This window comes from Clostridium sp. OF09-36 (genome assembly GCF_003481985.1).
GTDB lineage: Bacteria > Bacillota > Clostridia > Lachnospirales > Lachnospiraceae > Brotaphodocola.
In genome coordinates this window covers 38,077-63,835 of the sequence record NZ_QUMD01000013.1, presented here as the reverse complement: position 1 = coordinate 63,835, position 25,759 = coordinate 38,077, and the positions used below count along the sequence as shown (strand labels likewise).

At 49.8% G+C, this 25,759-nt stretch carries 18 protein-coding genes and 5 pseudogenes; 2 read left to right on the top strand and 21 right to left on the bottom strand.

All coding sequences use genetic code 11. The annotated features are described in order from the left end of the window. Positions 1 to 149 precede the first annotated feature (149 nt). A pseudogene (locus DXA97_RS11610) lies at positions 150 to 1,362 on the bottom strand (D-alanyl-D-alanine carboxypeptidase family protein). Positions 1,363 to 1,508: 146 nt separating this feature from the next. Here DXA97_RS11610 and DXA97_RS11605 point away from each other — a divergent pair. After that, positions 1,509 to 2,930, top strand: a complete 1,422-nt coding sequence (locus tag DXA97_RS11605; protein ID WP_118720216.1) for a polysaccharide deacetylase — start codon at positions 1,509 to 1,511, stop codon at positions 2,928 to 2,930. Positions 2,931 to 3,023: 93 nt separating this feature from the next. Here DXA97_RS11605 and DXA97_RS22205 read toward each other — a convergent pair whose 3' ends face one another. Both DXA97_RS22205 and DXA97_RS11600 read right to left on the bottom strand, forming a co-directional pair. Beyond that, positions 3,024 to 3,311 (bottom strand): hypothetical protein, encoded by a 288-nt coding sequence (locus DXA97_RS22205; protein ID WP_347561575.1) that lies wholly within the window; start codon positions 3,309 to 3,311, stop codon positions 3,024 to 3,026. Continuing rightward, positions 3,308 to 4,393, bottom strand: a complete 1,086-nt coding sequence (locus tag DXA97_RS11600) for an MATE family efflux transporter (RefSeq protein WP_347561574.1) — start codon at positions 4,391 to 4,393, stop codon at positions 3,308 to 3,310. Before DXA97_RS11600 ends, DXA97_RS22205 begins: the two co-directional genes overlap by 4 nt. Before the next feature lie 185 nt (positions 4,394 to 4,578). On the opposite strand from DXA97_RS11600, the gene DXA97_RS11595 reads away from it, so the two are divergent. Continuing rightward, positions 4,579 to 5,442, top strand: coding sequence for a hypothetical protein (locus DXA97_RS11595; RefSeq protein WP_118720214.1), 864 nt, complete (start codon positions 4,579 to 4,581; stop codon positions 5,440 to 5,442). Between the two features lie 14 nt (positions 5,443 to 5,456). Here DXA97_RS11595 and DXA97_RS11590 read toward each other — a convergent pair whose 3' ends face one another. The 18 genes and pseudogenes from DXA97_RS11590 to DXA97_RS11505 form a co-directional block, all read right to left on the bottom strand. Continuing rightward, positions 5,457 to 6,152 (bottom strand): response regulator transcription factor, encoded by a 696-nt coding sequence (locus tag DXA97_RS11590; protein ID WP_118720212.1) that lies wholly within the window; start codon positions 6,150 to 6,152, stop codon positions 5,457 to 5,459. Beyond that, a complete protein-coding gene (locus DXA97_RS11585; protein ID WP_347561573.1) occupies positions 6,142 to 7,281 on the bottom strand; it encodes a DUF4118 domain-containing protein in 1,140 nt (379 codons plus the stop codon). Before DXA97_RS11585 ends, DXA97_RS11590 begins: the two co-directional genes overlap by 11 nt. Before the next feature lie 155 nt (positions 7,282 to 7,436). Continuing rightward, positions 7,437 to 8,189, bottom strand: coding sequence for a triose-phosphate isomerase (gene tpiA, locus DXA97_RS11580; protein WP_118720210.1), 753 nt, complete (start codon positions 8,187 to 8,189; stop codon positions 7,437 to 7,439). A 16-nt stretch (positions 8,190 to 8,205) separates the two neighbouring features. Beyond that, the gene (locus DXA97_RS11575) at positions 8,206 to 9,429 is read right to left on the bottom strand and encodes a phosphoglycerate kinase (protein ID WP_118720208.1); all 1,224 of its coding nucleotides are present in this window, start codon (positions 9,427 to 9,429) and stop codon (positions 8,206 to 8,208) included. Positions 9,430 to 9,596: 167 nt separating this feature from the next. After that, positions 9,597 to 10,628 (bottom strand): type I glyceraldehyde-3-phosphate dehydrogenase, encoded by a 1,032-nt coding sequence (gene gap, locus DXA97_RS11570; protein WP_118720206.1) that lies wholly within the window; start codon positions 10,626 to 10,628, stop codon positions 9,597 to 9,599. A gap of 245 nt (positions 10,629 to 10,873) precedes the next feature. Beyond that, positions 10,874 to 12,547 (bottom strand): Na/Pi cotransporter family protein, encoded by a 1,674-nt coding sequence (locus DXA97_RS11565; RefSeq protein WP_118720204.1) that lies wholly within the window; start codon positions 12,545 to 12,547, stop codon positions 10,874 to 10,876. A gap of 272 nt (positions 12,548 to 12,819) precedes the next feature. Next, entirely contained in the window at positions 12,820 to 14,178 is a 1,359-nt protein-coding gene (locus tag DXA97_RS11560) for a M14 family zinc carboxypeptidase (protein ID WP_118720202.1), read from the bottom strand. 3 nt (positions 14,179 to 14,181) lie between these two features. Then, a pseudogene (locus DXA97_RS11555) lies at positions 14,182 to 16,289 on the bottom strand (polyribonucleotide nucleotidyltransferase). A 181-nt stretch (positions 16,290 to 16,470) separates the two neighbouring features. Further along, complete coding sequence (gene rpsO, locus DXA97_RS11550; protein ID WP_118530908.1) at positions 16,471 to 16,737, bottom strand: 30S ribosomal protein S15; 267 nt, start codon at positions 16,735 to 16,737, stop codon at positions 16,471 to 16,473. Positions 16,738 to 16,912: 175 nt separating this feature from the next. Continuing rightward, positions 16,913 to 17,248 carry a divergent PAP2 family protein gene (locus DXA97_RS11545; protein WP_347561584.1) on the bottom strand — a complete coding sequence of 112 codons (336 nt, stop codon included), beginning with the start codon at positions 17,246 to 17,248 and terminating at the stop codon, positions 16,913 to 16,915. 189 nt (positions 17,249 to 17,437) lie between these two features. Continuing rightward, positions 17,438 to 18,882, bottom strand: a pseudogene (glgA, locus tag DXA97_RS11540) (glycogen synthase GlgA). A 156-nt stretch (positions 18,883 to 19,038) separates the two neighbouring features. After that, positions 19,039 to 19,850: pseudogene (gene spo0A / locus DXA97_RS11535) on the bottom strand (sporulation transcription factor Spo0A). A gap of 636 nt (positions 19,851 to 20,486) precedes the next feature. After that, positions 20,487 to 20,996 carry a SpoIVB peptidase S55 domain-containing protein gene (locus tag DXA97_RS22200; RefSeq protein ID WP_347561572.1) on the bottom strand — a complete coding sequence of 170 codons (510 nt, stop codon included), beginning with the start codon at positions 20,994 to 20,996 and terminating at the stop codon, positions 20,487 to 20,489. Beyond that, complete coding sequence (locus DXA97_RS22195; protein ID WP_347561571.1) at positions 20,990 to 21,775, bottom strand: SpoIVB peptidase S55 domain-containing protein; 786 nt, start codon at positions 21,773 to 21,775, stop codon at positions 20,990 to 20,992. Before DXA97_RS22195 ends, DXA97_RS22200 begins: the two co-directional genes overlap by 7 nt. Positions 21,776 to 21,946: 171 nt before the next feature. After that, the gene (recN, locus tag DXA97_RS11520; protein ID WP_118720200.1) at positions 21,947 to 23,611 is read right to left on the bottom strand and encodes a DNA repair protein RecN; all 1,665 of its coding nucleotides are present in this window, start codon (positions 23,609 to 23,611) and stop codon (positions 21,947 to 21,949) included. A gap of 18 nt (positions 23,612 to 23,629) precedes the next feature. Beyond that, positions 23,630 to 24,082 carry an arginine repressor gene (gene argR, locus DXA97_RS11515; RefSeq protein ID WP_118720198.1) on the bottom strand — a complete coding sequence of 151 codons (453 nt, stop codon included), beginning with the start codon at positions 24,080 to 24,082 and terminating at the stop codon, positions 23,630 to 23,632. Positions 24,083 to 24,094: 12 nt separating this feature from the next. Next, positions 24,095 to 24,922: an NAD(+)/NADH kinase gene (locus DXA97_RS11510; protein ID WP_118720196.1), complete on the bottom strand. Its 828-nt coding sequence runs from the start codon at positions 24,920 to 24,922 to the stop codon at positions 24,095 to 24,097. Positions 24,923 to 24,933: 11 nt separating this feature from the next. Next, positions 24,934 to 25,742: pseudogene (locus DXA97_RS11505) on the bottom strand (TlyA family RNA methyltransferase). Between the last annotated feature and the right edge of the window lie 17 nt (positions 25,743 to 25,759).

Here is a 25,759-nt window from a genome sequence, read left to right as displayed (position 1 = left end):
AGATGCGCTAAAAGTACATTTCTTAATACCTACAGTGTATGAGCTGCTTTCCTGTCCGGTTCAGCTTTTGCAGGATCATTTTCAAAAAGACTGTGCCTTGATTCTGGTGTCGGAGCGCAATTGCCTTGACCACTTCCCACAATCTTCTGCTATGAAATAAAAAAGCAGGAAGCCACCTTTCCCAGATAATCCAGAAAACCAGCCTTTTCTACACTTCCATCCGTTAAAATATCCACCTCTCCGAGCACCTTTCCATTTAACTCGTAGCGCAAAACCCCGGCCTTCTCATCTGCATTTACCGGTGCAGTCAGGGCTTCCGGAAGCATCAGCTTCTTTTCGACCGCTGAAAAATCATCCCCGCTCAGGCTCAGATAAGAAAATCCCCCAGCATATTTCAGTGGAACAGAGGATGTCACGCCATCTGTCACCTCCAGCGCGGGAAGCTCCGGCATTTCCTTGTCTTCATACAGGCGGCAATTTGCATACCCGTAATCCAGAAGCGCCTTTGCATCCGCAAAGCGTGCCTTGTAGTCGGGAGCTGCCATGATCACTGCGATCAGACGGACCCCGTCCTTCTCCGCCGTTGCTGACAGACAGTATTTCGCCAGGGAGGTGGAACCTGTCTTAAGGCCTGTCACCTTGAAATTGGTTGCCATCTTTAACAGCTTGTTGGTGTTGGAAAGGCCAAACTCCTTGGTCCCCTGCTTTGTGACATGTGTGATATTTTCCATCCAGATCGTAGAATAGGTATGGATCTGCGGGTATTTCGTGATCAGCTCCCGCGACATGAGCGCAATATCCCGGGCCGTGGTCAGGTGCTGTGGTGACTCGGTCAGGCCGCAGCAATCCACAAAGTGCGTCCCTGTCATGCCAAGCCCTGGCACGCTCGTTCATGCTCTGGACAAAGGCCTCCTCGGAACCAGCTATGTACTCCGCCATCGCCACGGATGCATCATTGCCAGACGCAATAACGATGCACTTGATCAGGGTTTCTACCGTCTGCACCTCGCCCTCCTCTAAAAACACCTGGGAGCCTCCCATAGATTTTGCGTGGGCACTGGTGACCACCTCATCACTCAGGCGGATCTTTCCTTCGTCAATGGCATCAAAGATCAGGATCAGTGTCATGATCTTCGTGATACTGGCCGGACTTCTCTGTTCGTCTACGTTTTTCTCATAGATGGTTTCTCCGGTCGATGCCTCCATCAAAACCGCACAGGGCGCCTGCACAGCCACTGCCGGCTCTGCCTGCCCTTCCTCTGCAAAGCACAAAAGCGGCAGCCCGGCCATCTGGGAAAGTGCGGGCAGCATCACCAGGTAAAGCAGCAGACTGGTGCACAATACCAGCACTGCCCGTTTCATAAATCCTGCTGCCTGGCACACTCGCGTGAACCGTAACATAACTCCCCCTTCTTTCACCTTTTCTACACTGTAATCTATGGCTATTTCCTGGGTTCTATGCTATGATGGAGCCATAAGATAAGAGGTAACTTTAAGGAGTTTTGTATATGAATGAATATTATTCCGGCAGGTCCTACAGCCACAGGCGGCGCCGCTCACGCCTTCCCCGTTTCCTGGCCGTGGCAGCCTGCATTGCACTGGCCGGAGCGCTTGGCGCCGGCGTTTTTTTTCTAAGAAAGCATCACTCTGGCAATGCCCCGGACACCACCGGCTCCATTGTCATTTCCACAGAAGCACCTGACACTGCAGAGTCTCCCACCGAGGGAGATGGCTTTGTCATGCCCGATACCCCGGCTGCAGACCTGCTGCATCAGGCTTATCTGCTGGCCTCCGGCTACGACTACGATGCTGCGATCGAGCTGTTAAAGGCTTCGGAGGAATTCGCTTCCGACCCGGAGGTGGTTTCCGCTATTGCTGGATATGAATCCACCAAGGCCACCCTGGTGCGTACTCCCATCAGCAAGATCACCCATGTATTCTTCCACACCCTGGTAGCGGACCCGTCCAAGGCCTTCGACGGCGATGCCGACCAGGATGGCTACAACCAGGTCATGACCACCATCGATGAATTTAATAAGATCCTGGACAACCTGTACAGCAAAGGTTACGTTCTGGTGCGACTTCACGATATGGCTTACGAGACAACCGATGAAAACGGAAACACCGTCATGAAGGCTGGCGATATCATGCTGCCACCGGGCAAGATCCCGTTTGTCATGTCCCAGGATGACCTCTGCTACTACCCTTATATGGATGGAGACGGCTTTGCAAACCGGATCGTCATCGGGGAGGATGGCAAACCAACCTGCGAAATGACCATGGATGACGGCTCTGTCTCCACCGGAGACTATGATCTGGTCCCGATCCTGGAAAAATTCTGTGAGCGTCATCCTGACTTTTCCTATAAAGGAGCGCGTGCTGTCTTAGCCTTTACCGGATACGAGGGCATACTCGGTTATCGCACTGCCTCCTCCTATGCCGGCTCTGAAACCTACGAGCAGGACCGCCAGGCTGCTGCCGAAGTGGCACAGTGCCTGCGGGACAACGGCTGGGAGCTTGCCTCCCACAGCTGGGGCCATTTAGACCTTGGCACAGTAGAGTGGGACCGTTTCCAGTCTGACACGGATAAATGGGAATCCGAAGTAGAATCCCTCATCGGCCCTACCGATATCATCCTGTTCCCATTCGGGGCCGATGTCGGTGACTGGCATCCGTACAGCATGGACAACGAGCGCTTCCGCTATCTTTACAATGCAGGCTTCCGCTATTTCTGCAATGTCGACTCCAGCCAGTACTGGGTACAGCTTGGCGACGATTACCTGCGCCAGGGACGCCGGAACCTGGACGGCTACCGGATGTGGAAGGACATCACCGCAGAAGCAGAGGGACGCCCGCGAAAGCTTGATGACCTGTTCCGGGCTGAGGATGTCTTCGACAGATCAAGGCCAACCCCCGTGCCGGAGATGTGACCCAGGCACTACTTATCATAGTTTCAGCCAGACATAAAAAGCTGCAGATGAATCCGTCATCTGCAGCTTTTTTCAGCTTTCATTTTGGAAACTTCAATTTTTTGCTTCTTTAGCCTTTGACAGCTTCAGCTTTCCGAAAAACAGATAGTAAATGATAAACAGAATGGTCGTGGTGATCCAGGTCAGCGGATAACTGAACATGATCGTGTACATATCGCGCTTGAGCGGAACAGCGATCAGAATCCAGCTTACACGGAGCACACAGACTCCTAACAGACAGATGACCATCGGACACCAGCAGTCTCCCACCCCGCGCAATGCGCCGGAAAGGATCTCGATCGCCACATATTCCACATACATCGGTGCCAGATAACGCATCATGCAATACCGATGGTGATCACATCCTGGTCTGTGGTAAACAGCTCATAGCCATACACCCCAAACCGGTAGATCAGCACGGACATACCCAGGGATGCCACAACCGTCATGGCCATACAGGTCCGCACGCCCCGGTGTACCCGTTCCATTTTCCCGGCGCCATAATTCTGCCCCACAAAGGTTGTCACGGAAATACCAAAGGCATTGATCATCATCCAGAAGACAGAGTCCAGCTTGCTGTAAGCCGCCCAGGCCGCCACGCTATTCGTTCCCAGCGAATTGATCCCGGCCTGGATAATGACATTAGACAGACCATACATCACCGACTGCATCCCGGCCGGAAGTCCTATGCGGATGATGCGCCTCAGCATCCGCCCGTCCAGCCGCAATTCTTTCAAGACCAGACGGTGCATGTCCCTGGTCCGAATGAGACATACGGCCACCAGGACTGCACTCAGAAGCTGGGACAAAATGGTTGCCAGTGCTGCTCCCACAACCCCGAGCCTGCATACGACAACCAGAAGAATGTCTAAGGCAATGTTCGTCAGGCAGCTGGCCGCCAGAAAATAAAGCGGCCGCTTTGAATCCCCGACCGCACGCAAGATCGCCGCGCCCATGTTGTAGACCAGATTGGCAATGATCCCCAGAAAATAGATTCTTAAATAGATTACGGAAAGCCCCTGCACATCCTCCGGCGTTCCCATAGCGGCAAGCATAGCCGGGGCCAGAATGATCCCGGCTGCCATGATCACAATACCGGAAAGAATGCTGAACATCAGGGCGGTATGAACGGCATAGCCGACCATCTCCGGGCGTTTTGCCCCATAATACTGGGAGACGATCACCGAAGCGCCGGAGGAAAGTCCCACAAAGAAACCCACGATCAGCTGGGTCAGCATACTGGTGGAGCCACCCACGGCCGATAATGCTTCTTTTCCCACGAAACGTCCCACGATCATGGCATCTGCAGCATTGTAAAGCTGCTGGAAAAACGTACCAAAGAGAATTGGAAAGAAAAACAGCAGAAGCTGCTGCCAGATGATCCCTTCCGTAATCCGGTTTTCGTTTGTCTTTTCTTTTGTCATCCCCCAAAACCTCCCAACCATTCTTTTCCATTTCATAAACTGTTCTTCATCATTTTACAGACCATTCTTTATCTTTTCATGATAGCATAGTTTTCCCAAGAAGTAATCTAAAATTAAAAATATCTTAAAGCTTTTTCTCCCGGTCCTTGCTATAATGACAACACTATGTTTTTGGGAGATTGATCATGCAAACTTATCGCAAGCTTCTGGTTCTTTTGCTTTTCTCTGCTGCCGCTGCTTCCATGACCGGGTGCGGCGCCCCAAAAAGCAGCACAGGGCAGGATTTTTCCACCCAGCAGGCTGCAGACAGCAAAGCTGCCGAAGAACCATCCAATATGATTCTGTTAAACAATGTCCTCTACCACGATGCCGGGCGCACGGTATACACCATGCCGGACCACACCGATGGCACCATCCAGTCGGTCACTGCGAACGGTACTGCCCCATCCTGCAATGAAGAGGCCAATTTTGACTGTAAGGGTGCCTCCTACTGTATTCTCGCAGACGGGGCTGCCGGTGTCATAACCGATGAGGCCGCCGGGACCTGTGAATTATTTCTGGCAGACGATACGGTAGAATTCCAGGGTGTCTACAAAAAAAGGAAAGAGCTTTCCGCAGACACCTTAAAATGGCTTAGCTTCTACTACAGCCTTTCTGAGTCTGACCGGAATGCTCTTTCCATGATCCCATCCGAATTTGCAGGGCAGGTTGCCGGAACCGGAACCTATGCGAGCGAGACAGATGCCACCGAAACCTCTTATCTGGAGGCGCTCACACAAGAGGAGTTAAACGCCACCGAAGCGCTGGCCCAGTATTATTTCACCGAAGAAGTAACCTCCTTTGAGGGAGTTGACCAGATCTACCCGGCAGATTCCTCTGACCCGCAGTATCACAACAGCGGAATTGAAGATGACTATGGTCCGGGAAACATCATCATCTACCGCGTGCTGACCAACCTTGACCGCAGGGACGGAAACCCGTTCCGCTACATCAGCATTGCGCGCAAATCCAAATCCGATGACTGGAAAATCATAAACAGCGGCTTTTAGAAAGCCGCTGTTTGCTATTCCTTCATCCGGTAACCCACTCCGATCTCCGTGAAAATGTAGTGCGGCTCTGCCGGATTTGATTCAAGCTTCCGCCGGATGTTCGCCATATTCACGCGAAGAATCTGGTTATCGGTATCTGCATAGGGTCCCCATATTTCTTTCAGGATAAAGTCATAAGTAAGCACCTTTCCTGCATTTTTGGCCAGCAGGGAAACCAGCTTGTACTCAATCTGTGTCAGATGGATATCTTCCCCGTTCAGATTCACGACACGCTTGTCAAAATCGATTGTCAGACCGTCGCGGGAATATACGGTTTCCCTCGGGCCTGCACTGACAATCTGTGCACTGTGGCGCAGCGCCGTGCGGATGCGTGCCAGAAGCTCTTCCGAGCCAAACGGCTTTGTTATGTAATCGTCGGCTCCCTTATCAAGCGCCTGCACCTTTTCTGCCTCCTGGGTTCTTGCGGAGATCACAATGACCGGCACTGCCGAAAAGCCGCGGACCCGCTCCAACACTTCGATCCCGTCCACATCCGGCAGGCCGAGATCTAACAGGATCAGGTCCGGATGATGGGAGGTACATAAGGAAAGACCCGACATTCCGTTCATGGCACGCAGCGCTTTATAGCCGTTCGATATCACGATCGTCTCAATGTAGTTTCCAATATTTTTTTCATCTTCAATGATCAGAATTACCTGTTTATTCGTCATGTTCTTCTTCCTCTTCCAATGGTAATGTAAAAATAAATTCGGCTCCCTTTAGGCGGTTGGCAGCTTCAATGGTTCCGTTGTGGGCATTGATGATGGTCTTACAGATGGTAAGACCGATTCCCATTCCCTTATGGGAATCCCCGCTTGCATTCGGCTCAATCCCGGCTCCGTCAAAAATCGTCTTCAGACGCTGCGGGTCAATGCCTCTTCCGTAATCGCGGATGTGGAATGCCACACAATCATCTCTTTTTTCCACATAAAACTCGATCGGCTCATCTGTCCCGGAATGGTAAACCGCATTTTCCAGCAGGTTGATGATGACCTGCTCGATCAGCGTTGCATCCATCGGGACCATGAGAAATTCATCCGGGATCTTGACATCCACCTTTCCCTGAGGCAGACGTTTGCGGAATCGCTGTACGGCCTCTGCCACCACCTCCTCGAGCGGCTCCGGCGACGTATTCACGTGGGTATCACCCACACGGATCCTGGTAACTGATAACAGGTTTTCCACCATATTTAAAAGCCAGTTGGCATCCTCCCGGATCCCCTCTAACAGCTCCCGGCGCTTTTCCTCTGTCATCTGCGGGCTGTCGTTTAACGCTGTGTCTGCCAGTCCGATGATGCTGGTAAGCGGAGTTCTTAAGTCATGTGACACCGCACGCAGAAGATTCGCCCGCATGGTCTCCTTTTCTGCCTCCACCAACAGTTTCTCCCTCTCATTTAAGAGATGGCTCTGTTTCTTGAAACGTGTTGTCGTCGTGCTGGTGATCGATGAGACCAGAAGCATGCCAAGAAACGTTACCGGGTAGCCGTCCAGGGAAAAGTTAAAATTCATATACGGATAGGTAAACACATAGTTCACGAAAAACACGCCGAAAACCGATGCAATGATACCGGTAATATACCCGGTCGTATAACGGGCCACCAGCATAACCGTCAGTACATAAATGATCGCCACACTGGTCGAATTCTTACTGTAGTGAAAAAACGCCTGCGCGATGATCGTCGATATCCCCATGATCAAAAGTGTGATCAGGACATTGTGAAGGACCATCTTCCGGATGTCCGGATGCTCCTTTTCTGCCTTTTTCCGTCTTATTTTGTTTTCTTTTTTATCATTCTCCATACACAAAAATCCCCCTAAAAAATCCCAATTTCCTATGAAATAAAAAGGGAACGGAAATAGCTTCCGTTCCCCATATTTTACTACAAAAATGATTTTGTGTATAGTTTTTCGCCTTTAGCCAGATGATTCCTTAACAACACCTTTACAGTGGTTTCTTACTTATTGTAGTTTACGATCGCACCAAAATCCGGTTTTAGGGATGCACCGCCTACCAGGCCTCCGTCGATATCTGCCTGAGCAAACAGCTCCGGTGCGCTTGCCGCAGATACAGAACCACCGTACTGGATACGGATTGCTGCTGCAGTTGCCTCATCGTAGATCTCGCCGATGCATGCGCGGATTGCTGCGCATACTTCCTGCGCCTGCTCAGTCGTAGCAACCTTTCCGGTACCGATCGCCCAGATCGGCTCGTAAGCGATCACGGCAGTCTTTGCCTGGTCTGCAGTTACATTTAAGAATGCAACCTTGATCTGCTGGCGGATCCAGTCAATGGTAATGCCCTGCTCTCTCTGGGTCAGACTCTCGCCGCAGCAGATGATTGGGGTAATACCATGTTCAAATGCCTTTAAGACTTTCTTATTTACGGTCTCATTGGTCTCTGCAAAGTATTCTCTTCTCTCGGAATGGCCGATGATGACATATTTTACGCCTGCATCGACTAACATATTCGGGGAGATTTCACCGGTGTAAGCACCCTTCTCCTCGAAGTACATATTCTCGGCACCGATCTGGATGTTGCTTCCCTTTGCAGCCTCCATAGCCGGGATAATGTCGATAGCCGGAACACAAAGCAGAACATCTACTTCATCGTTCTTTACAAGTGGTTTTAAGGTTTCGATCAAGGCAACTGCCTCGGAAGGAGTCATGTTCATCTTCCAGTTGCCTGCGATAATTTTTTTTCTGGACATTGTAGGATCCTCCTGTTTATTTATCATCTGCTGCTGCTACGCCTGGGAGGGATTTGCCCTCTAAGAACTCCAGGGATGCGCCGCCGCCGGTGGAGATGTGGCTCATCTTGTCTGCGAAGCCAAGCTGGTTCACTGCTGCTGCAGAATCGCCGCCGCCGATGATAGTGGTTGCGTCGGTCTCTGCCAGTGCCTTTGCTACGGCAATGGTACCTGCTGCCAGAGTCGGGTTCTCGAATACGCCCATCGGTCCGTTCCATACCACAGTCTTGGCGCTCTTTACTGCCTCAGCGTAAAGCTTTGCAGTCTCGGTACCGATATCCAGGCCCATCATGTCAGCCGGGATCTGGTCTGCTGCTACGTTTGCAACCTCGATCGGAGCATCAATCGGATCCGGGAAGGATGCTGCTACTGCTGCGTCTACCGGAAGGAGTAATTTCTTGCCAAGCTTCTCAGCCTTCGCTAACATCTCCTTGCAGTAATCTAACTTGGTATCGTCTACCAGGGATTTACCGATTTCCTTGCCCTCTGCCTTTAAGAAGGTGAAAGCCATGCCGCCGCCGATGATCAGTGTGTCGCATTTCTCAAGCAGGTTGGAGATTACGTTTAACTTGTCCGCAACCTTAGCGCCGCCCAGGATTGCTACGAACGGTCTTACCGGGTTTTCTACTGCATTGCCGAGGAAGTCGATCTCTTTCTGCATAAGGTAACCAACTGCGTTGGTACCGCCCTTTGCGGTGATGAATTTGGTTACGCCCTCTACGGAAGCGTGTGCTCTGTGGGAGGAACCGAATGCATCGCATACATAATCGTCTGCCAGGTCAGCCAGCTCTTTGCTGAACTGCTCGCCGTTCTTGGTCTCCTCTGCACCACGGAAACGGGTATTCTGGAGAAGGACTACATCGCCCTCGTTCATAGCCTCTACTGCCTTGGTTGCTGCCTCGCCGGTTACGTTGTAATCTGCTACGAATACAACCTCTTTGCCCAGCTTCTCGGACAGGCGTACTGCAACCGGAGCTAAGGACTCACCCTCGTTCGGGCCGTTCTTTACTTTGCCAAGGTGGGAACAAAGGATAACCTTTGCACCCTCACCGATCAGCTTCTGGATAGTCGGAAGTGCAGCCACGATACGGGTCTCATCGGTGATCACGCCATTCTTTAACGGTACGTTGAAGTCACAGCGGACCAGAACTCTTTTTCCTTTTAAATTTTTCAGATCATCAACACTTTTTTTATTTAACATGGAGGTAATCCCCTTTCTTTGTATAAATGATGGTGGGACAAGCCCTATACCTATCGACGCAAAAGGGTCCGGTCCACATGTGACCGGACCCTTTCCTGAGCCTTTTGTAAACTGTTGCCGTTCATGCACTGCATAAACAGCAGCATAAGAATTTCCTTTAGCAGAAATTATGCCAGCTCTGCGAAGTACTTAATGGTGCGAACCATCTGGCTGGTGTAGGAGTTCTCGTTGTCATACCATGAAACAACCTGAACCTCGTACAGATCATCTGCGATCTGAGCCACCATGGTCTGGGTTGCATCAAACAGAGAACCATATCTCATGCCGATAACGTCGGAAGAAACGATCGGATCCTCGTTGTAACCGAAGGACTCGCTTGCTGCTGCTTTCATAGCTGCGTTGATATCTTCTTTGGTAACGCCAGCTTTCTTAACAACTGCAGTTAAGATGGTGGTAGAACCGGTCGGTACCGGAACACGCTGTGCGGAACCGATGAGCTTGCCGTTTAACTCCGGAATAACCAGGCCGATTGCTTTTGCAGCACCGGTGGAGTTCGGAACGATGTTTGCAGCGCCTGCTCTTGCTCTTCTTAAATCGCCTTTTCTGTGCGGGCCGTCCAGGATCATCTGGTCACCGGTGTAAGCGTGGATGGTGCTCATGATACCGGACTGGATCGGAGCGTAGTCGTTCAGTGCTTTTGCCATAGGTGCTAAGCAGTTGGTGGTGCAGGATGCTGCGGAAATGATGGTATCCTCAGCAGTCAGGGTGTTCTCGTTTACGCTGTAAACGATGGTCTTTAAGTCGTTACCAGCCGGAGCGGAGATGACAACCTTCTTTGCGCCTGCGTCAATGTGAGCCTGTGCTTTCTCTTTGGAGGTGTAGAAACCAGTACACTCTAATACTACATCTACGCCGATCTCGCCCCACGGAAGGTCTGCTGCCTTAGCCTCTTTGTAGATGGTAATCTTCTTGCCGTCAACAGTGATGGAGTCCTCGCCAGCCTCTACGGTGTGTTTGCCCTCACCGATGTGGCCTGCATATCCGCCCTGTGCGGTATCGTATTTTAATAAGTGAGCTAACATCTTCGGATCGGTTAAGTCGTTGATTGCTACTACCTCATAACCCTCTGCGCCAAACATCTGTCTGAAAGCCAGACGGCCGATACGACCAAAACCATTGATTGCTACTTTAACTGCCATGATTCATTCCTCCTAGATTGTTAAAAATATGATGATTGTTAAAAAGTCATCAACCTGGTTCTTATTGTACCTAATAACAAGCAAAATAGCAAGCCTTTTTTTGCCATATTAACAAAAACACCTGGATTTTCGTCTTGTTTTTGTCAAAGAAGCCCCCCGGAGGCTGGCTCCGAAGGGCTTTCTTTTGTGCTTTGTATACAATATTCGCTATTTTCGTATCTTTTCCTGCACCAATCTGTCATTATTTACATCTCATCTTTTACATAACCTGCCAGATTGTATGCATGGTCAGATACACGCTCCAGATTGCTGATGATATCCAGGAATACCACACCGGCGGAAGCTTTGCACTCGCCTGCAGACAAACGCTCGATGTGCTTCTCGCGAAGCTCCTCCTCCTGGCTGTCAACATCGTCCTCATACTGGCTGACTTTCCGTACTGCCTCCATATTGCCATTCTGTCTTGCATCAATCGCATACTGGAAGGATTTTAATACGCTGTCGCTGATGGATTTTAAGTCTTCTGCACCAGTGCTGGAAAACTGAAGTCCGTGTTCTACCATATACTGTGCCTGTTCTGCCAGGTTTTCCGCATGGTCACCGATACGCTCGATATCGCTGACGCTGTAGAACAGGTTATTTACGACCTTCTTCTGTTTCTCAGTCAGGGAAAGATTGTCTACCTTGATCAGATACTCGGTCAGCATCTTTTCCATATTGTTGATGGTCTGCTCGGTCTTAAATACGGTTTCTACCTCATCTGAGTTCACGGTCAGAACGGCATCGATGGCACGGGTCACGTTTTCGTAGGTGATCTGTCCCATATGGACTACCTCAAGGGCTGCAGTCTCAACGGCAAAGGCCGGGGACTCGAAGATACGCTCGTCCAGATGTTTGAGGGTTGCAGCTGTTTCTGCATCCTCCACAACCGGCTCTTTCTCTTCTTTTTCCTTCACAACCATACCGGAAATCTTTACCAGAACGTCTGCAAATGGGAACAGCAGCGTGGTCATGGACAGGTTAAAGATCGTATGGAAGATGGAAATCTGCACCGCATTGATATTTGCTGCTGCAAAGGCCGGGCGCAGGCTGAAAAAGATAAAACCAATGGTTCCAAATACGATCGCACCGATCACGTTAAAGGTCAGGTGCATGACCGCTGCACGCTTAGCGGTACGGGAGCCGCCCATACTGGACAGCATTGCCGTTACGCAGGAGCCGATATTCTGGCCCAGCGTAATGTAGATTGCCGCATTGGTCGTTACGATCCCGTTCATGGCAAGGGTCTGTAAGATACCAACCGATGCAGAGGAGCTCTGCAGCAGTGCAGTAACCATGGCACCGATCAGCATACCTAAAAGCGGATTTCCGCCCAGAACCTCAAATGCTTTCGCGAAGATCGGGGCATCGGTATAAGGATTGATAGAGCCTGACATAAAGTCCAGACCGATAAACAACAGTCCAAGACCGATCATGATCTCACCGACGGTCTTCTTCTTCTGGCTCTTTGAAAACACCAGGAACAACGCTCCGATTCCAATGATGGCCGGCGCATAAAAGCTCGGCTTCATGACTTCAAAGGCATCGCCTAACTGGCTCATGGATACGATCCATGCGGTGATGGTAGTACCGATGTTGGCACCCATAATCACACCCACTGCCTGTGACAGATTTAACACACCTGCACTTACAAAACCAACAACCATAACTGTTGTCGCACCGCTGGACTGGATGATTGCCGTGATCAATGCACCCAGAGCCACTGCCAGAAAGCGGTTATTGGTGAGCATTCCAAGGAAACTGCTCATCTTGCTTCCTGCTGTCTTCTGCATACCGTCTGCCATGATATTCATGCCATAAAGGAACATGCCAAGACCGCCAAGAAAGCCAAACCCGTTTGAAATGTCGCTGATTGACATACTCTCCTCCTCGTCTCGCGTACTTTTTCTCTTTATTCTCTTCAGTCCGCAAACAATTCAATCATACCATACCACTACCTTCATTTCCAATCATTTTTAAAATTTAAATAAATTTTGGGTAAATAGTATGTAAAAATGCCTGCCACAGCATCTGTGACAGGCATTCTAAACGAAACATGGTAAAACAATTGTTAAAAAAGCAGTATGATCCGGGAAGAAGCCGCCATGGTTTGGTAAGCAGCTGCCGGTCACGCATGTGTGAACCATAATACCTAATGATCTGCAGCATACGCTGCTACAGCCGCCATAATTGACTGGTTGCTGTTCCAGACATTGCCAAATTCACTGACTGGCATCGGACAGGCTACGCCTCCCACTTCGATCGTAAGACTTGGGACCGGATTGTCTTTGATCTGGACATAATCCTTAAACCCGCCTTTTCCGCTGCTTGTATTCGTGCGGTATCCGGAAATCCCAGTTACCAGATCTGCCAGTGCTTTGGACTCTGCTGACACCTTATTTCCCTCAAAATCCCAATAAACCAGATTTCCCATGCTGTGGTAGCTGATGGTCAAAGACCAGCTTCTGGAGTTCACGAGATTTGCCAGTGCCTGGCTCTCCGGCTCGGAAAGCGCACTGGTTCCCTTATAGTTTGCATAGGAAGCGTGGGACGGTCCCGTGCTGATGGAATCCCACAAGGCCGGGAAATTCTGGTTTAAGTCCACACCGCAGCCATTGGCCTTCCATAAGCTCAAATACCGGTCAAAGGCCTGACTGGTCCGCCCATCTGCCGTATCCTGGGCATAGCACTGGTTCACAGTCTGACGCAGGTCGGAAGAGCGAAGCGCTGACACCCCAAACTGACTGATCGTAATTCCATCCGGATTCACCATCGGTACAATGTGGACAGCCACACCACCCAGAATGTCTGAGAGCTTGCGCCCCTGGTATGCTCCACTGTCATAAAAGGCAAGCAGATGCTCCGCCTGCTTCATGACCAGAAGCGGTGTCATGTATTCCCGCGCATGGATTCCTGCATGAATCAGCACATGCTTTGACGCATTGGGATTTCCAATGATCATCTCATAAAGGGTTCTTCCATCCAGGCTGGTGCCGATGGAATTCACCTGCATGTGGCTTCCATAACGCGATTTCAGGCTGTTGATGTCCTTTGTCATCTGGTCGTAGCTGTATTTGTCCACAACCTTGACGATAGGACTGGAAAGCTGTCCTGCAAAGGAAATATTTCCGGCTCCTACTACGGCAGGAACCGAAATACTGCTTCCCGGTCCGCTGCCCGGTCCTGCCTGACCGCTTCCTGCCGTGATCACTCCGGAGGTTACGACACCAGATCCGGTTGTCTGACTTCCAGATAATGCAGGTGTCGAACCGGATGTCTGGCCACCCGCAGTGACTGTCTGGGATGCATTGCTTTGTGCTTCTGATGCGGCCTGCACGGTTTCCTGTGCAGCAGGAGCCGCATTTCCTGCCCCGGTGCTTTCGCCGGGTGCTGATGTAAGTCCTGCCGGATCGGTCCCCATCGTCACCGGACCGTCTGCGTAAGTCATAAAAGCACTACTGGCCACCATAAAGGCAGCCAGAGCACCTGTAAAATATCTTTTACAGTTCATAGTTTAGTTTTCACTTTCCTTTTTTGCAAGGTCACCCGGCTTCATGCTGAGGCTGATCTTGCCCATCTTATCTACGTCAAGAACCTTAACGGTTACCATATCACCGATATTTACAACATCTTCCACTTTCTCTACACGCTTGTCGGAAAGTCTGGAGATGTGGATCATACCATCTTTTTTCGGCTTCAGCTCAACAAAAGCACCGAACGGCATAATGCGGACAACCTTACCGGTAATGACCTGGCCCGGCTCAATGTCAGTCACAATGCTCTTGATGATGCTCTTTGCTTTCTCGATCATCTCTTTGTCGGTACCGCAGATTGCTACGTTGCCTTCCTCGGAAATGTCGATCTTCACGCCGGTCTCCTCGATGATCTTGTTGATCACGCAGCCCTGCTTACCAACCACATCGCCGATCTTCTGCGGGTCGATGCTGATCTGGTCAATCTTCGGAGCATATTTGCCAACTTCTTTTCTCGGCTCAGAGATTGCCGGTTTCATGCAGGTATCCATGATGAAGAGTCTTGCCTCACGGCATCTTGCGATCGCACCCTCTACGATTGGTCTGGTCAGTCCGTGGATCTTGATATCCATCTGGATTGCAGTGATACCATCGGTGGTACCGGTTACCTTAAAGTCCATATCGCCGAAGAAATCCTCAAGGCCCTGGATATCAGTTAAAAGAACGAAATCGTCATCAGAATCACCAGTTACAAGACCACAGGAAATACCTGCTACCATCTTCTTGATCGGCACACCTGCTGCCATTAAGGACATACAGGAAGCACAGGTAGATGCCATGGAGGTAGAACCGTTGGACTCGAAGGTCTCGGATACGGTACGGATCGCATACGGGAACTCTTCCTCGGACGGCAGTACCGGAACCAGGGCACGCTCTGCCAGTGCGCCATGACCGATCTCACGGCGTCCCGGTCCTCTGGACGGCTTGGTCTCACCTACAGAGTAGGACGGGAAATTATAGTGATGCATATAGCGCTTGGATACTTCGTTCTCATCCAGGCCGTCTAACTTCTGCTGCTCAGACAGCGGAGCCAGGGTACATACGTTGCAGATCTGGGTCTGGCCACGGGTGAACATAGCGGAACCGTGTACACGCGGGATCAGGTCGACCTCTGCAGCCAGCGGACGGATCTGGGTGATCTCACGGCCATCCGGTCTCTTGTGGTCTTTTAAGATCATCTTGCGGACAGTCTTCTTCTGGTACTGGTAAACAGCCTCGCCAAGCACTGCAAGCCACTCCTCGTTGTCCGCAAATGCCTCCTCCAGCTTCTCGGTAATCTGGCGGATGTTCTCCTCACGGGTCTGCTTGTCATCGGTGAAGACAGCCTCTTCCATCTGCTCCGGAGTTACGATCTCCTTGATCGCTGCAAACAGCTCTTCCGGGATTGCACAGCTCTCGTAGCTGTGTTTTGCCTTGCCGCACTCTGCCACGATGGTGTCGATGAATTTGATGATCTCCTGGTTGATCTCATGAGCCTTGTAGATTGCTTCGATCATCTTTGCTTCCGGGATCTCGTTTGCACCAGCCTCGATCATGATGACCTTCTCACGGTAGATGCTACGGTTAAGTTTAAGTCACCCTGCTTCCACTGCGCCTGGGACGGGTTGATGATGAACTCGCCATCGATCATGCCAACCTGGGTCATGGCACACGGACCGTCAAACGGGATATCGGAAATGCAGGTTGCGATTGCAGCGCCTAACATTGCAACTAACTCCGGACGGCACTCCGGATCTACGCTCATAACCATGTTGTTTAAGGTTACGTCGTTGCGGTAATCCTTCGGGAACAGTGGTCTCATCGGACGGTCGATAACACGGGAGGTCAGGATTGCATTCTCAGATGCTTTTCCCTCTCTCTTGTTGAAGCCTCCCGGGATCTTTCCTACGGAGTATAATTTTTCTTCATATTCTACGCTTAACGGGAAGAAATCGATACCGTCTCTCGGTTTATCGGATGCCGTAGCGGTAGATAATACGGTAGTGTCGCCATAATGCATAAATGCTGCGCCGTTTGCCTGCTTTGCAACTCTGTTGACGTCCACAGTCAGGGTTCTTCCGGCAAGTTCCATACTAAAACTTTTGTACATGGGTTGTCTCCTTTTCTCTTTCATTCTATATATTCACAGAAGGCTCCGAAACTACTGCTCTGTACACAAACAGTTGTGTATACAGCAGCGGCTTCGGGATATACCTTCCAGAAAATATCACTTTTCACAAAGTACGGAAAAACAAAAGGGTGGAGATGACCTCTCCACCCTAACGTCCTAATTACTTTCTGATGCCTAACTTTTCAATCAGTGCACGATAGCCTTCCAGGTCGGTTTTCTTTAAGTAGTCAAGAAGACCACGTCTCTGACCTACCATCTTTAACAGACCACGTCTGGAATGATGATCCTTCTGATTGCTCTTTAAATGCTCAGTCAGCTCTGCGATTCTTGCAGTCAGGATTGCGATCTGAACCTCTGGTGAACCGGTATCTCCTGCTTTTCTGCCGTACTCAGCGATGATTGCTGCTTTCTTTTCCTTTGAAATCATGGTGATTTCCTCCTTAAAAATAATATACTCACCGTAAACCAGGTCATTGGTTGGAGTTATCCAAACGACTGGGTCCCGGCGCTAACTCATACCGGATTATAATATCATATCCGTTTTTCTGTGTCAACTCGTTTTTATAAATAGTTTCTGCGCCAGACCGCATGCGCAAACAGAACTATAAATAGTTCTGATGCACAACCAGAGCCAGCAGAATGCCAAGTGCTGCCCCGGCTGCTACCTGAAGCGGTGTATGCCCGACAAATTCCTTCAGCCGTTTCTGGATCTCCTGGTTGTTTAAGTTAAACCAGTCCTGCTCCATGATCAGGTTTAACAGCTTTGCCTGTTTTCCTGTCTCCTGCCGTACACCGATGGCATCGTACATGACAACGGCCGCCAGTATAAAGCTGATCGCAAACTGAAAGGAATCCACCCCGTAGCAAAGTCCCGCCGCAGTCGTAAGACCACAGACGGTTGCTGAGTGGGAGCTTGGCATGCCGCCGGACCCTACCAGGCGTTCCGGTGTAAAGCTCTTATTTAAGCCAAAATCGATCAGTGTTTTTAAAACCTGGCAACCGTCCAGCCCACAATAGCGCTGATGAGTACCTCGTTTCCCAGGAGTTTATCCCAAAATCCCATGTTGTAATCCTGCTTTCCTTTTCGTTCTGTTCCTGTTTTTCCTGTGCAGGCCAGACCTTTGGGATCAATAACCGATCAGCCAGTCGTAAAGCTCCTGGTATTTGCCCGCTGACTGCTGCCAGGAGAAATCTGCTGCCATGGCACGGTCAATGATCTTGTTCCATTCCCGCTTTTTATCGTAGTAAATATACTTTGCATAGCGGACGGTGTCAAGCATCTCGTGCGCATTATAATTTGAGAAGGAGAAACCGGTTCCGCGGCTCTCGTATTCATTGTACGGCTCTACGGTATCCTTCAGGCCGCCGGTCTCACGCACGATCGGCACCGTTCCGTAGCGGAGCGCCATCAGCTGGCTTAAGCCGCACGGTTCAAAGAGTGACGGCATGAGTAATGCGTCACAGCCTGCATAGATCTTGTGTGACATCTCGTTGGAATAATAGATCTGTGCAGATACCCGGTCATGATATTTCCAGTCGTAATGACGGAACATATTCTCGTATTTTTCGTCGCCGGTTCCCAGTACGACAAACTGCATATCGTCGCTGCAGAGTTCGTCCATGACACACTGAACCAGGTCTAAGCCCTTCTGGTCTGTCAGTCTGGATACAATGCCGACCATGAATTTCTTTTCATCGACCGGAAGTCCAAGCTGTGCCTGCAGCTGCTTTTTATTCTTTCCTTTTTCCTTGCGGAAATTCTTCGCATTGTACGGCTGCACGATGAGTTTGTCTGTCTCCGGGTTAAATTCATCGTAGTCGATACCGTTTACGATACCGCGCAGGTCACCTGAGCGGGCACGCATCAGGCCGTCAAGTCCTTCGCCGTAAAACGGCATCTTGATCTCCTCTGCGTAAGTCTGGCTCACAGTGGTAATGGCATCTGCAAAAACAATGCCGCCCTTTAACATATTTCCGTCTTTGTATGCTTCCAGCTTATCCGGAGTAAAGTAATAGTCCGGCAGCATGGAGAAGCGCTGGATCGTCTTGACATCCCAGACACCCTGGAACTTTAAGTTGTGGATCGTCATGACGGATTTCATGTTTGCGAAAAACTCCCCGCCGCGGAACCGGTCCTTTAAGTAAACCGGGATCAGTCCGGTCTGCCAGTCGTGGCAATGTACAACATCCGGCTTAAAGCCAATGACCGGGAGTGCAGACAAAGCCGCATTACAGAAGAAGGAAAACTTCTCCAGATCATACAGCCAGTCTCCATATGGCTTCGGACCGCCAAAGTAGGATTCATTGTCGATAAAGTAAAAGGTGATTCCATCATAGATATATTCCATGATTCCCACATAACGGCTCTGTCCAGATAATCCATATAAAAATGGTCGATATAGGTCATTTCATTGCGCCATTTTTCCGGTATACACAAATATTTCGGTATCATGACCCTGACATCGAAATACTCCTTGTCAAAGCATTTTGGCAAAGAACCAACGACATCAGCAAGCCCTCCTGTCTTGATAAACGGAACTGCTTCTGATGCAACAAATAATATGTTCTTCATACGAACCCTCCTCTGCACCAGTCTGCCCCCAAGCGGACTGTCTTATCTATCAGTATACATGATTTACTCTGTTTTAGGAAGTAAAATCTTTATGAAACTTACGTGAAAATTCGTTTTTTTCATAAAACAGCCATTGGAAAGCAGCTTTTTCAAAAATCAGAGTGCACGTTTATAATCCAGGCGGATCTTATCTGTGATCAGCGCAATAAATTCGGAGTTCGTCGGTTTTCCTTTTCCGCTGTTTACCGTGTAGCCAAAGATGTCGTGGATCACCTCAAGCTGTCCGCGGCTCCATGCCACTTCAATCGCATGGCGGATTGCCCGTTCTACGCGGCTTGACGTAGTTCCATGCTTCTTGGCGATCGTCGGATATAAAACCTTGGTAACAGACACCAGCATATCCTCTTCTTCTACTGAGATCGTAATGGCATCCCGCAGATACTGGTAACCTTTGATATGGGCCGGGATCCCGATCTCGTGAAGAAGCTGCGTTACATCATCTTCCAGATTCTGCCGCAGGTACTCTCCTTTATTTAAATAGGATTCCACCGGTTTTTCGCGGACTGCCGATATCATTTTTGAGTGGAAACGCTCCTTTGCAACCAGACGGATCTTGTCGAGAAGAACCTCACGGTCAAACGGCTTCAATATGTAGTAACTGGCTCCATTCCGAAATGCCGCCGATGCCACAGTCTCATTTCCCGCTGCAGTCACCATAATGATGGAGGCATATTTTTCCCACCCTTCGCCTCTCGTACCTTCTCTAATACAGTAATTCCATCCAGCTTCGGCATGATTACATCCAGAAGAACAATATCTGGTTCTTTCTCCATGATCATCTGATAGGCGTCTTCTCCATTGTCTGCTGTCCCAACCACCTGAAATCCATTCTCTGCTTCCAGGATGCTGCTCAGTAATTCCAGCATCAGCGGGTTATCTTCTGCAATCGCAATCTTTAATTCTGCCATGATCCATTCCTCCTGTCCCCAAATCCGGCATATTTTATTTTATGACGGATAGTTACACAATTTGTATTATACTCGCCTTCTTTGCAAGGCAACAACCTGGTTTTGGCGCACAGTTCGACGCTTCCCGCATAATTCGACAAACACTCAGCCAAAGCTTTTACAGTTGTTTCACCGTTTGTTTTCCAGAGTGGTCTTTGCACCAGTCCAAAAAGACTGCCTTACATGTTCAGCTTTCATACTTTATGACGAATGAATCCTGTCAGATATAACGCATTGTGAAGAATTTTTTTGTATTCTTTAAAATTTTCTCGTTATGTTATGTTGTTGTATTTTCTACCGATGAACAGCTTGCCCTCCCCCCCGCAGCTTTGCCGCCTGCTACGCTTTTCAGCGTCCGCTCCAGAACGCCAATGTCAAGAGGTTTGGATATATGCGCGTCCATGCCTGCGTTCAGGCAGTTCTGCACATCCTCGGAAAAAGCATTTGCTGTCATGGCGATGATGAGAATCCACGAGTTTCTGACCGTCGGGATAGATCACGCAGGTAGCACCATTCATATCCAGCACCGCCTCCAGGATTTCTGCATTCAGGGCGTTATCCTCAGCACAGAGGAAGCTTGACATATCAGAAAAACACTCAATGCAACATCATATCCTCCGCAAAAATCCCATACCCTCGGCTGGAATCCTGCACAAACACATGCGTTACCGCCCCGATGAGCTTTCCATCCTGCAAAATCGGGCTGCCGCTCATGCCCTGCACGATTCCCCCGGTAAGGCGTAAAAGCCGTTCATCCGTCACCTGGAATACCAGACTCTTGTTTTCCCGCGCCGGGTTGTAATCGACCCGCTGGATTTCTATCTCATAATCGCAAGCACTTCCCGAAACATAGCTGCGAATCCAGGCCTTGCCTTTTTTCACATCCTGCCGGTGCCCCACCTCCACCGACTGCTGCAATACCTTCTGGCTAAATTTTTCGTCCACCGTTCCGAATATCCCGCAGTCTGTATTTTGATCCACACTTCCCAGCCTGGAACCAGGTCCATAGTAGATGACGCCAGCCATCACACCCGGATTTCCGGTACTTCCCTTCTCAATTCCCAGAATCTCTGTCTCATACAGCGCCCCGTTCTCAATCTCTACCACACGTCCGGTATCACTGTCACTGATCCCGTGTCCCAGTGCCCCAAAGCTCCATCTTCCTTTAAATACGTCATGGTGCCAATTCCCTGGGTATCGTCACGCACCCAGGCACCCAGCTTGCGGCTCCCATCCTCTGTCTTTACTGTATCCACAGACAGCTCCAGCTCCTTTCCGGCCCGCCGCACCAGCAAAAGTGCCTCACTTTCGCCCATACGGTTTAAGCTTGTGACCAGCGCTTCCTTGTCTGAGAGCGGTTGCCCGTTGATCGCCTCAATGTAGTCACCGGACTGCAAGATCCCATAGGCCGGCTCTGCCTCGTTTCCGTTTTCATCCGTCACTATTCCGGTCCCGACCACCATAACCCCACGGGATTTCAGGTAAATTCCCACCGGCATACCACAGGGAACTGCATAAGAGGCATCCTCCACATCCACGCTGATCTGTTTAAACGGGATCGCCCCGAACAGCTTCAGGCCCAGACGGAACTGACCTTCTTTTTTCGCATAGAGAGAAAACTCCTGGTCTGGCCGGATCCGGATCTCGTCCTGCGGAATACCGGAATCTCCCTTTAGTACGACCTCCTCACTCTCACTGAGTATGGTGGTATAAAAAGGCAGATCCAGCACTATGGATTCTTCTTCCCCCTCTGCAATGCTAAAATGCTCCGGGATCTGGTGCTCGGTATAGTACCAGCCATATCCCGCCGTAAAGACCAAGCTAGTCCAGAATATCACCGTAAGAATCCGGTAAAAGTAACTTCCTGTCCTGTGTGTTTTTCGCATCCCACATTCCTCCTGTCCGTTGTCTCACCTGCCGTCTGTTTCATTCCTGTACCCTGGAACCTGATTCCCGATTTTCTATGAAACAAAGAAAAAAGGAGCCTTTTTTAAGCTCCTTTCTAGTATGTGTGTCGGATGTAAAAAACACACTGTCAGTTTTTAGTTGTAAATATCTTACCTGCGCTTTTTTGTCTGTTCGGCCAGTTTTTTCATCTCGCTGGCATTCTGAAGCACTGCTTCCGTGATCTGGGCGCCGCCAAGAAGTCTTGCAAGCTCCGTCACCGTATCCTTCTCATTCAGGCGCAGAATCCGTGTTTTTGTGCTCTCACCGTCTGTCGATTTTTTAATTTCAAAATGGCAGTCGGCCATAGATGCGATCTGCGGCAGATGGGTGATACAGATCACCTGGTGGTTTCTGGATATCACAGCCAGCTTTTCCGCAACCTTCTGTGCCGTGCGGCCGCTGATTCCGGTATCGATCTCATCGAAAATCAGAGTTGGAATGTCATCGCTGTCTGCCAGCACCGTCTTGATCGCCAGCATGATACGGGAAAGCTCACCACCGGATGCCACCTGTCCAAGGGAACGTTCCGGTTCGCCGGGGTTTGTGGAAATGACAAACTCTGCCTCATCAAAGCCATTTGCCGTGTAGTGCGGCAGGCGGCGAAATTCCATGGAAAAACGCACATCCAGAAAATTTAAGTCGATGAGTCCCTCGCGGATCTTTTCGGTCAGCTTCTTTGCTTCCTCCATGCGGACCTTTGACAATTCCTCGCTCACCGCCTCCAGGCTTTCTTCTGCCTTTTGGTATTTCTGTTCCAGTCTGGCGCGGTACTCGTCAAAATGCTCCAGCTGCTCCAGACGGTTTTTCTTTTCTTCCAGGGATTTCTGGATCTTTTCTATGGTTTCCCCATATTTTGCCTGCAGTCCACAGATCAGGTCCAGCCGCTCCTGGGTTTTCTGAAACGATGCTTCATCAAAATCAAGCTGCTCTAAGTATTCCCCGATCGCATGGTGGGCATCCGACAACACAGCCTCCGCATCGTAAAGCTGGTCCTGTATTGCTTTTAATTCCGGATCAAATTCTGCCACCTCGCTGACCTCGTGCAGGGCATTTCCCACACCTTCCGAATCTACCGCACGGTATGCAGCTGAAAGATTTTCGATGATCCGCTTTGCGTTTGCATATTTTTTATAATTTGCCGCAAGAAGTTCCTCTTCCCCTTCTTTTAAACCGGCATTTTCAATTTCTTCAATCTCAAAACGCAGAAAATCGGCTTCTCTTCTGCGGCTCTCACTATCTGTATCAAGCTGCTCCAGTTCTCTCTTAAGACAGGTATATTCCCGATACAGGGATTCCGTCTGTAATTTCAGCTCAAGAACACGGGATTTTGCGTAGATATCAAGAATTTCCAGATGCTTTGACGCATGGAGCAAAGACTGATGCTCATGCTGTCCATGAATATCGATCAGAAGAGATGTGATCTGTTTTAACCTGGCCGCCGTAACCGTCTCATCGTTAATACGACTCATACTGCGGGATGGCATGATCTTGCGGCTGATGATCAGGATGCCGTTTTCATCGGGTACGACATCCAGCGCACGGAGCGCTTCTTCTTTTTGCGGATCCACCGAAAATACAAGCTCCACATAAGCATATTCCGCACCGCTCCGGATCATCTCTTTCGAAGCTTTCTGGCCAAGCGCCAGATTGACCGACCCGATCATGATGGACTTTCCTGCACCGGTCTCGCCGGTCAGGATATTTAAGCCATCTTCCAGTTCCACATCTGCCGCCTCGATCAGCGCCAGATTTTTTACATGCAGTTCCAAAAGCATTTCTGCACCTCCTTTTGCCTAACGGGCCAAGATCAGTTTTTTCAGTTTTTCCATCAGCAGAATGGTATCGTCCACGCTGCGCACTGCACACATGATGGTGTCATCTCCTGCGATGCAGCCCACGATCTCATGAAAGTGGATCTCATCCAGCGCTGCTGCAACCGCCATCGCCATGCCAGACACTGTCTTGATCACAAGGATATTCTGCGCCATATCCATGGAAACATATCCATCTTTTAAGATGCGGATATATTTGTCACTAAAAGCGGTCTGGTTCTGCATGACCATATAGCGCTGGCGTCCGTTTTCAGACTGTATCTTTGTCAGCTTCAGTTCCCGGATATCGCGGGAAACCGTTGCCTGCGTTACCTTATAGCCTTCCTGATTCAGACGCTCTGCCAGCTCCTCCTGGGTTTCAATCTCATATTTTCCGATCAGTTCCACAATTTTGCTGTGACGTTCCAGTTTCATTTATTACCTCCGTTAGATGCGGTCCATTTTCTGTCTGATATTTTCAAGGAATGATACATTTTTTAATTGGATCAGCGTTGTATACTGCGGTGCGCGGCAAATTTCCAGCCGTTCCCCGCAGTGGAGCGGAAATGCCTGATCCCCGTCAAATACAGCCGAGTACGACTTTCTTCCAGTCCAGTTTACCAGGCGGATGCTGACACGGTCCTCCGGGGAAAGCACGATGCTTCTCGCATTCAGGGAATGGGAGCAGATCGGGGTCAGAAGCATCAGCTCGGCCCCCGGCGCCACGATCGGTCCACCGGCTGACAGATTATACGCAGTAGAACCTGTAGGGGTTGCCGCAATGATTCCATCTGCCATATATTCGTTGAAAAATACTCCATTCACATAAACCTGGAAATGCAGTACCTGCAATACATCCTGCCTGGTCAGAACGATCTCATTTAAAGCAATGCCTTTGACTTTTTTTTCTGCCCCTACGACACTGCCTTCCAGCATCATGCGCTTTTCCAATGTAAAAGAATCTGTCAAAAGAGCATCCAGTACCGGATCGAGGGCTTCTTCCCTCGACACCTGGGTCAGGTAGCCAAGATGTCCCATATTAATTCCCATCATGGGAAGATCGAGACTGATCAGATCTCTGGATGCCTGGATCAGGGTACCATCTCCGCCAAGTGTGATCACACACTCCGTGTCAGACGGAACCTGATCCGCCCTTGTATATCCCCGGTTATGCGTGCAGTATGCACCGCGGCGGATCAGTTCTTTTTCTATTTTTTCCGCTGCATCCAAAGCTCCTGGTTTCGACGGATTCGCGATCAGATAAAAATGTTTCATAAACTCTCCTGTTATTTGTCCAGTTCTCCGTGAGCCGCATCGACAATGGCTTTTGCGTCGACCTGATACTCCGTGTAGGTTTGTCCATCTGTATGATTCTGAAGATAAAGCAGATATTCGATATTGCCCTCCGGCCCCTTGATTGGGGAATATTCCAGATTCAAAATTTCAAATCCAATGCTCACCGCAAATTCGATCACCTTCTCAATAACTTCCAGATGCGTGCTCTTTTCACGGACCACGCCCTTCTTTCCAACCTTCTCCCGCCCTGCTTCAAACTGTGGTTTGATCAGGCAGACGATCTGTCCGTCATCGGCAAGAAGCGCCTTCACCGGACCTAATACCTTCGTCAGGGAGATAAAGGAAACATCGATGGAAGAAAAGTTGATCTTATCTGCGATATCTTCCGGAGTTACGTAACGGATGTTGGTCTTTTCCATGCATACGACCCGCGGATCGTTGCGGAGCTTCCAGTCTAACTGGCCGTGTCCTACATCGACCGCATAGACCTTCACTGCGCCATTTTGCAGCATGCAGTCGGTAAAGCCTCCCGTGGAAGAACCGACATCCATACAGATCTTATCTTTTAATTCCACGCCAAAATGCGTCATGGCCTTTTCCAGCTTCAGGCCGCCGCGCTGACATATTTTAATGTTGCGCCGCGCACTTCGATGTTTGCAGTCTCCTCAAACATGGAGCCCGCCTTATCTTCCTTCTGTCCATCTACATAAACAATGCCCGACATGATAATGGCTTTCGCTTTTTCTCTGGAAGCGGCAAGACCTTTGTTCACGATCAGGATATCCAGTCTTTCTTTCATGTATCTTCCTCTTTCTG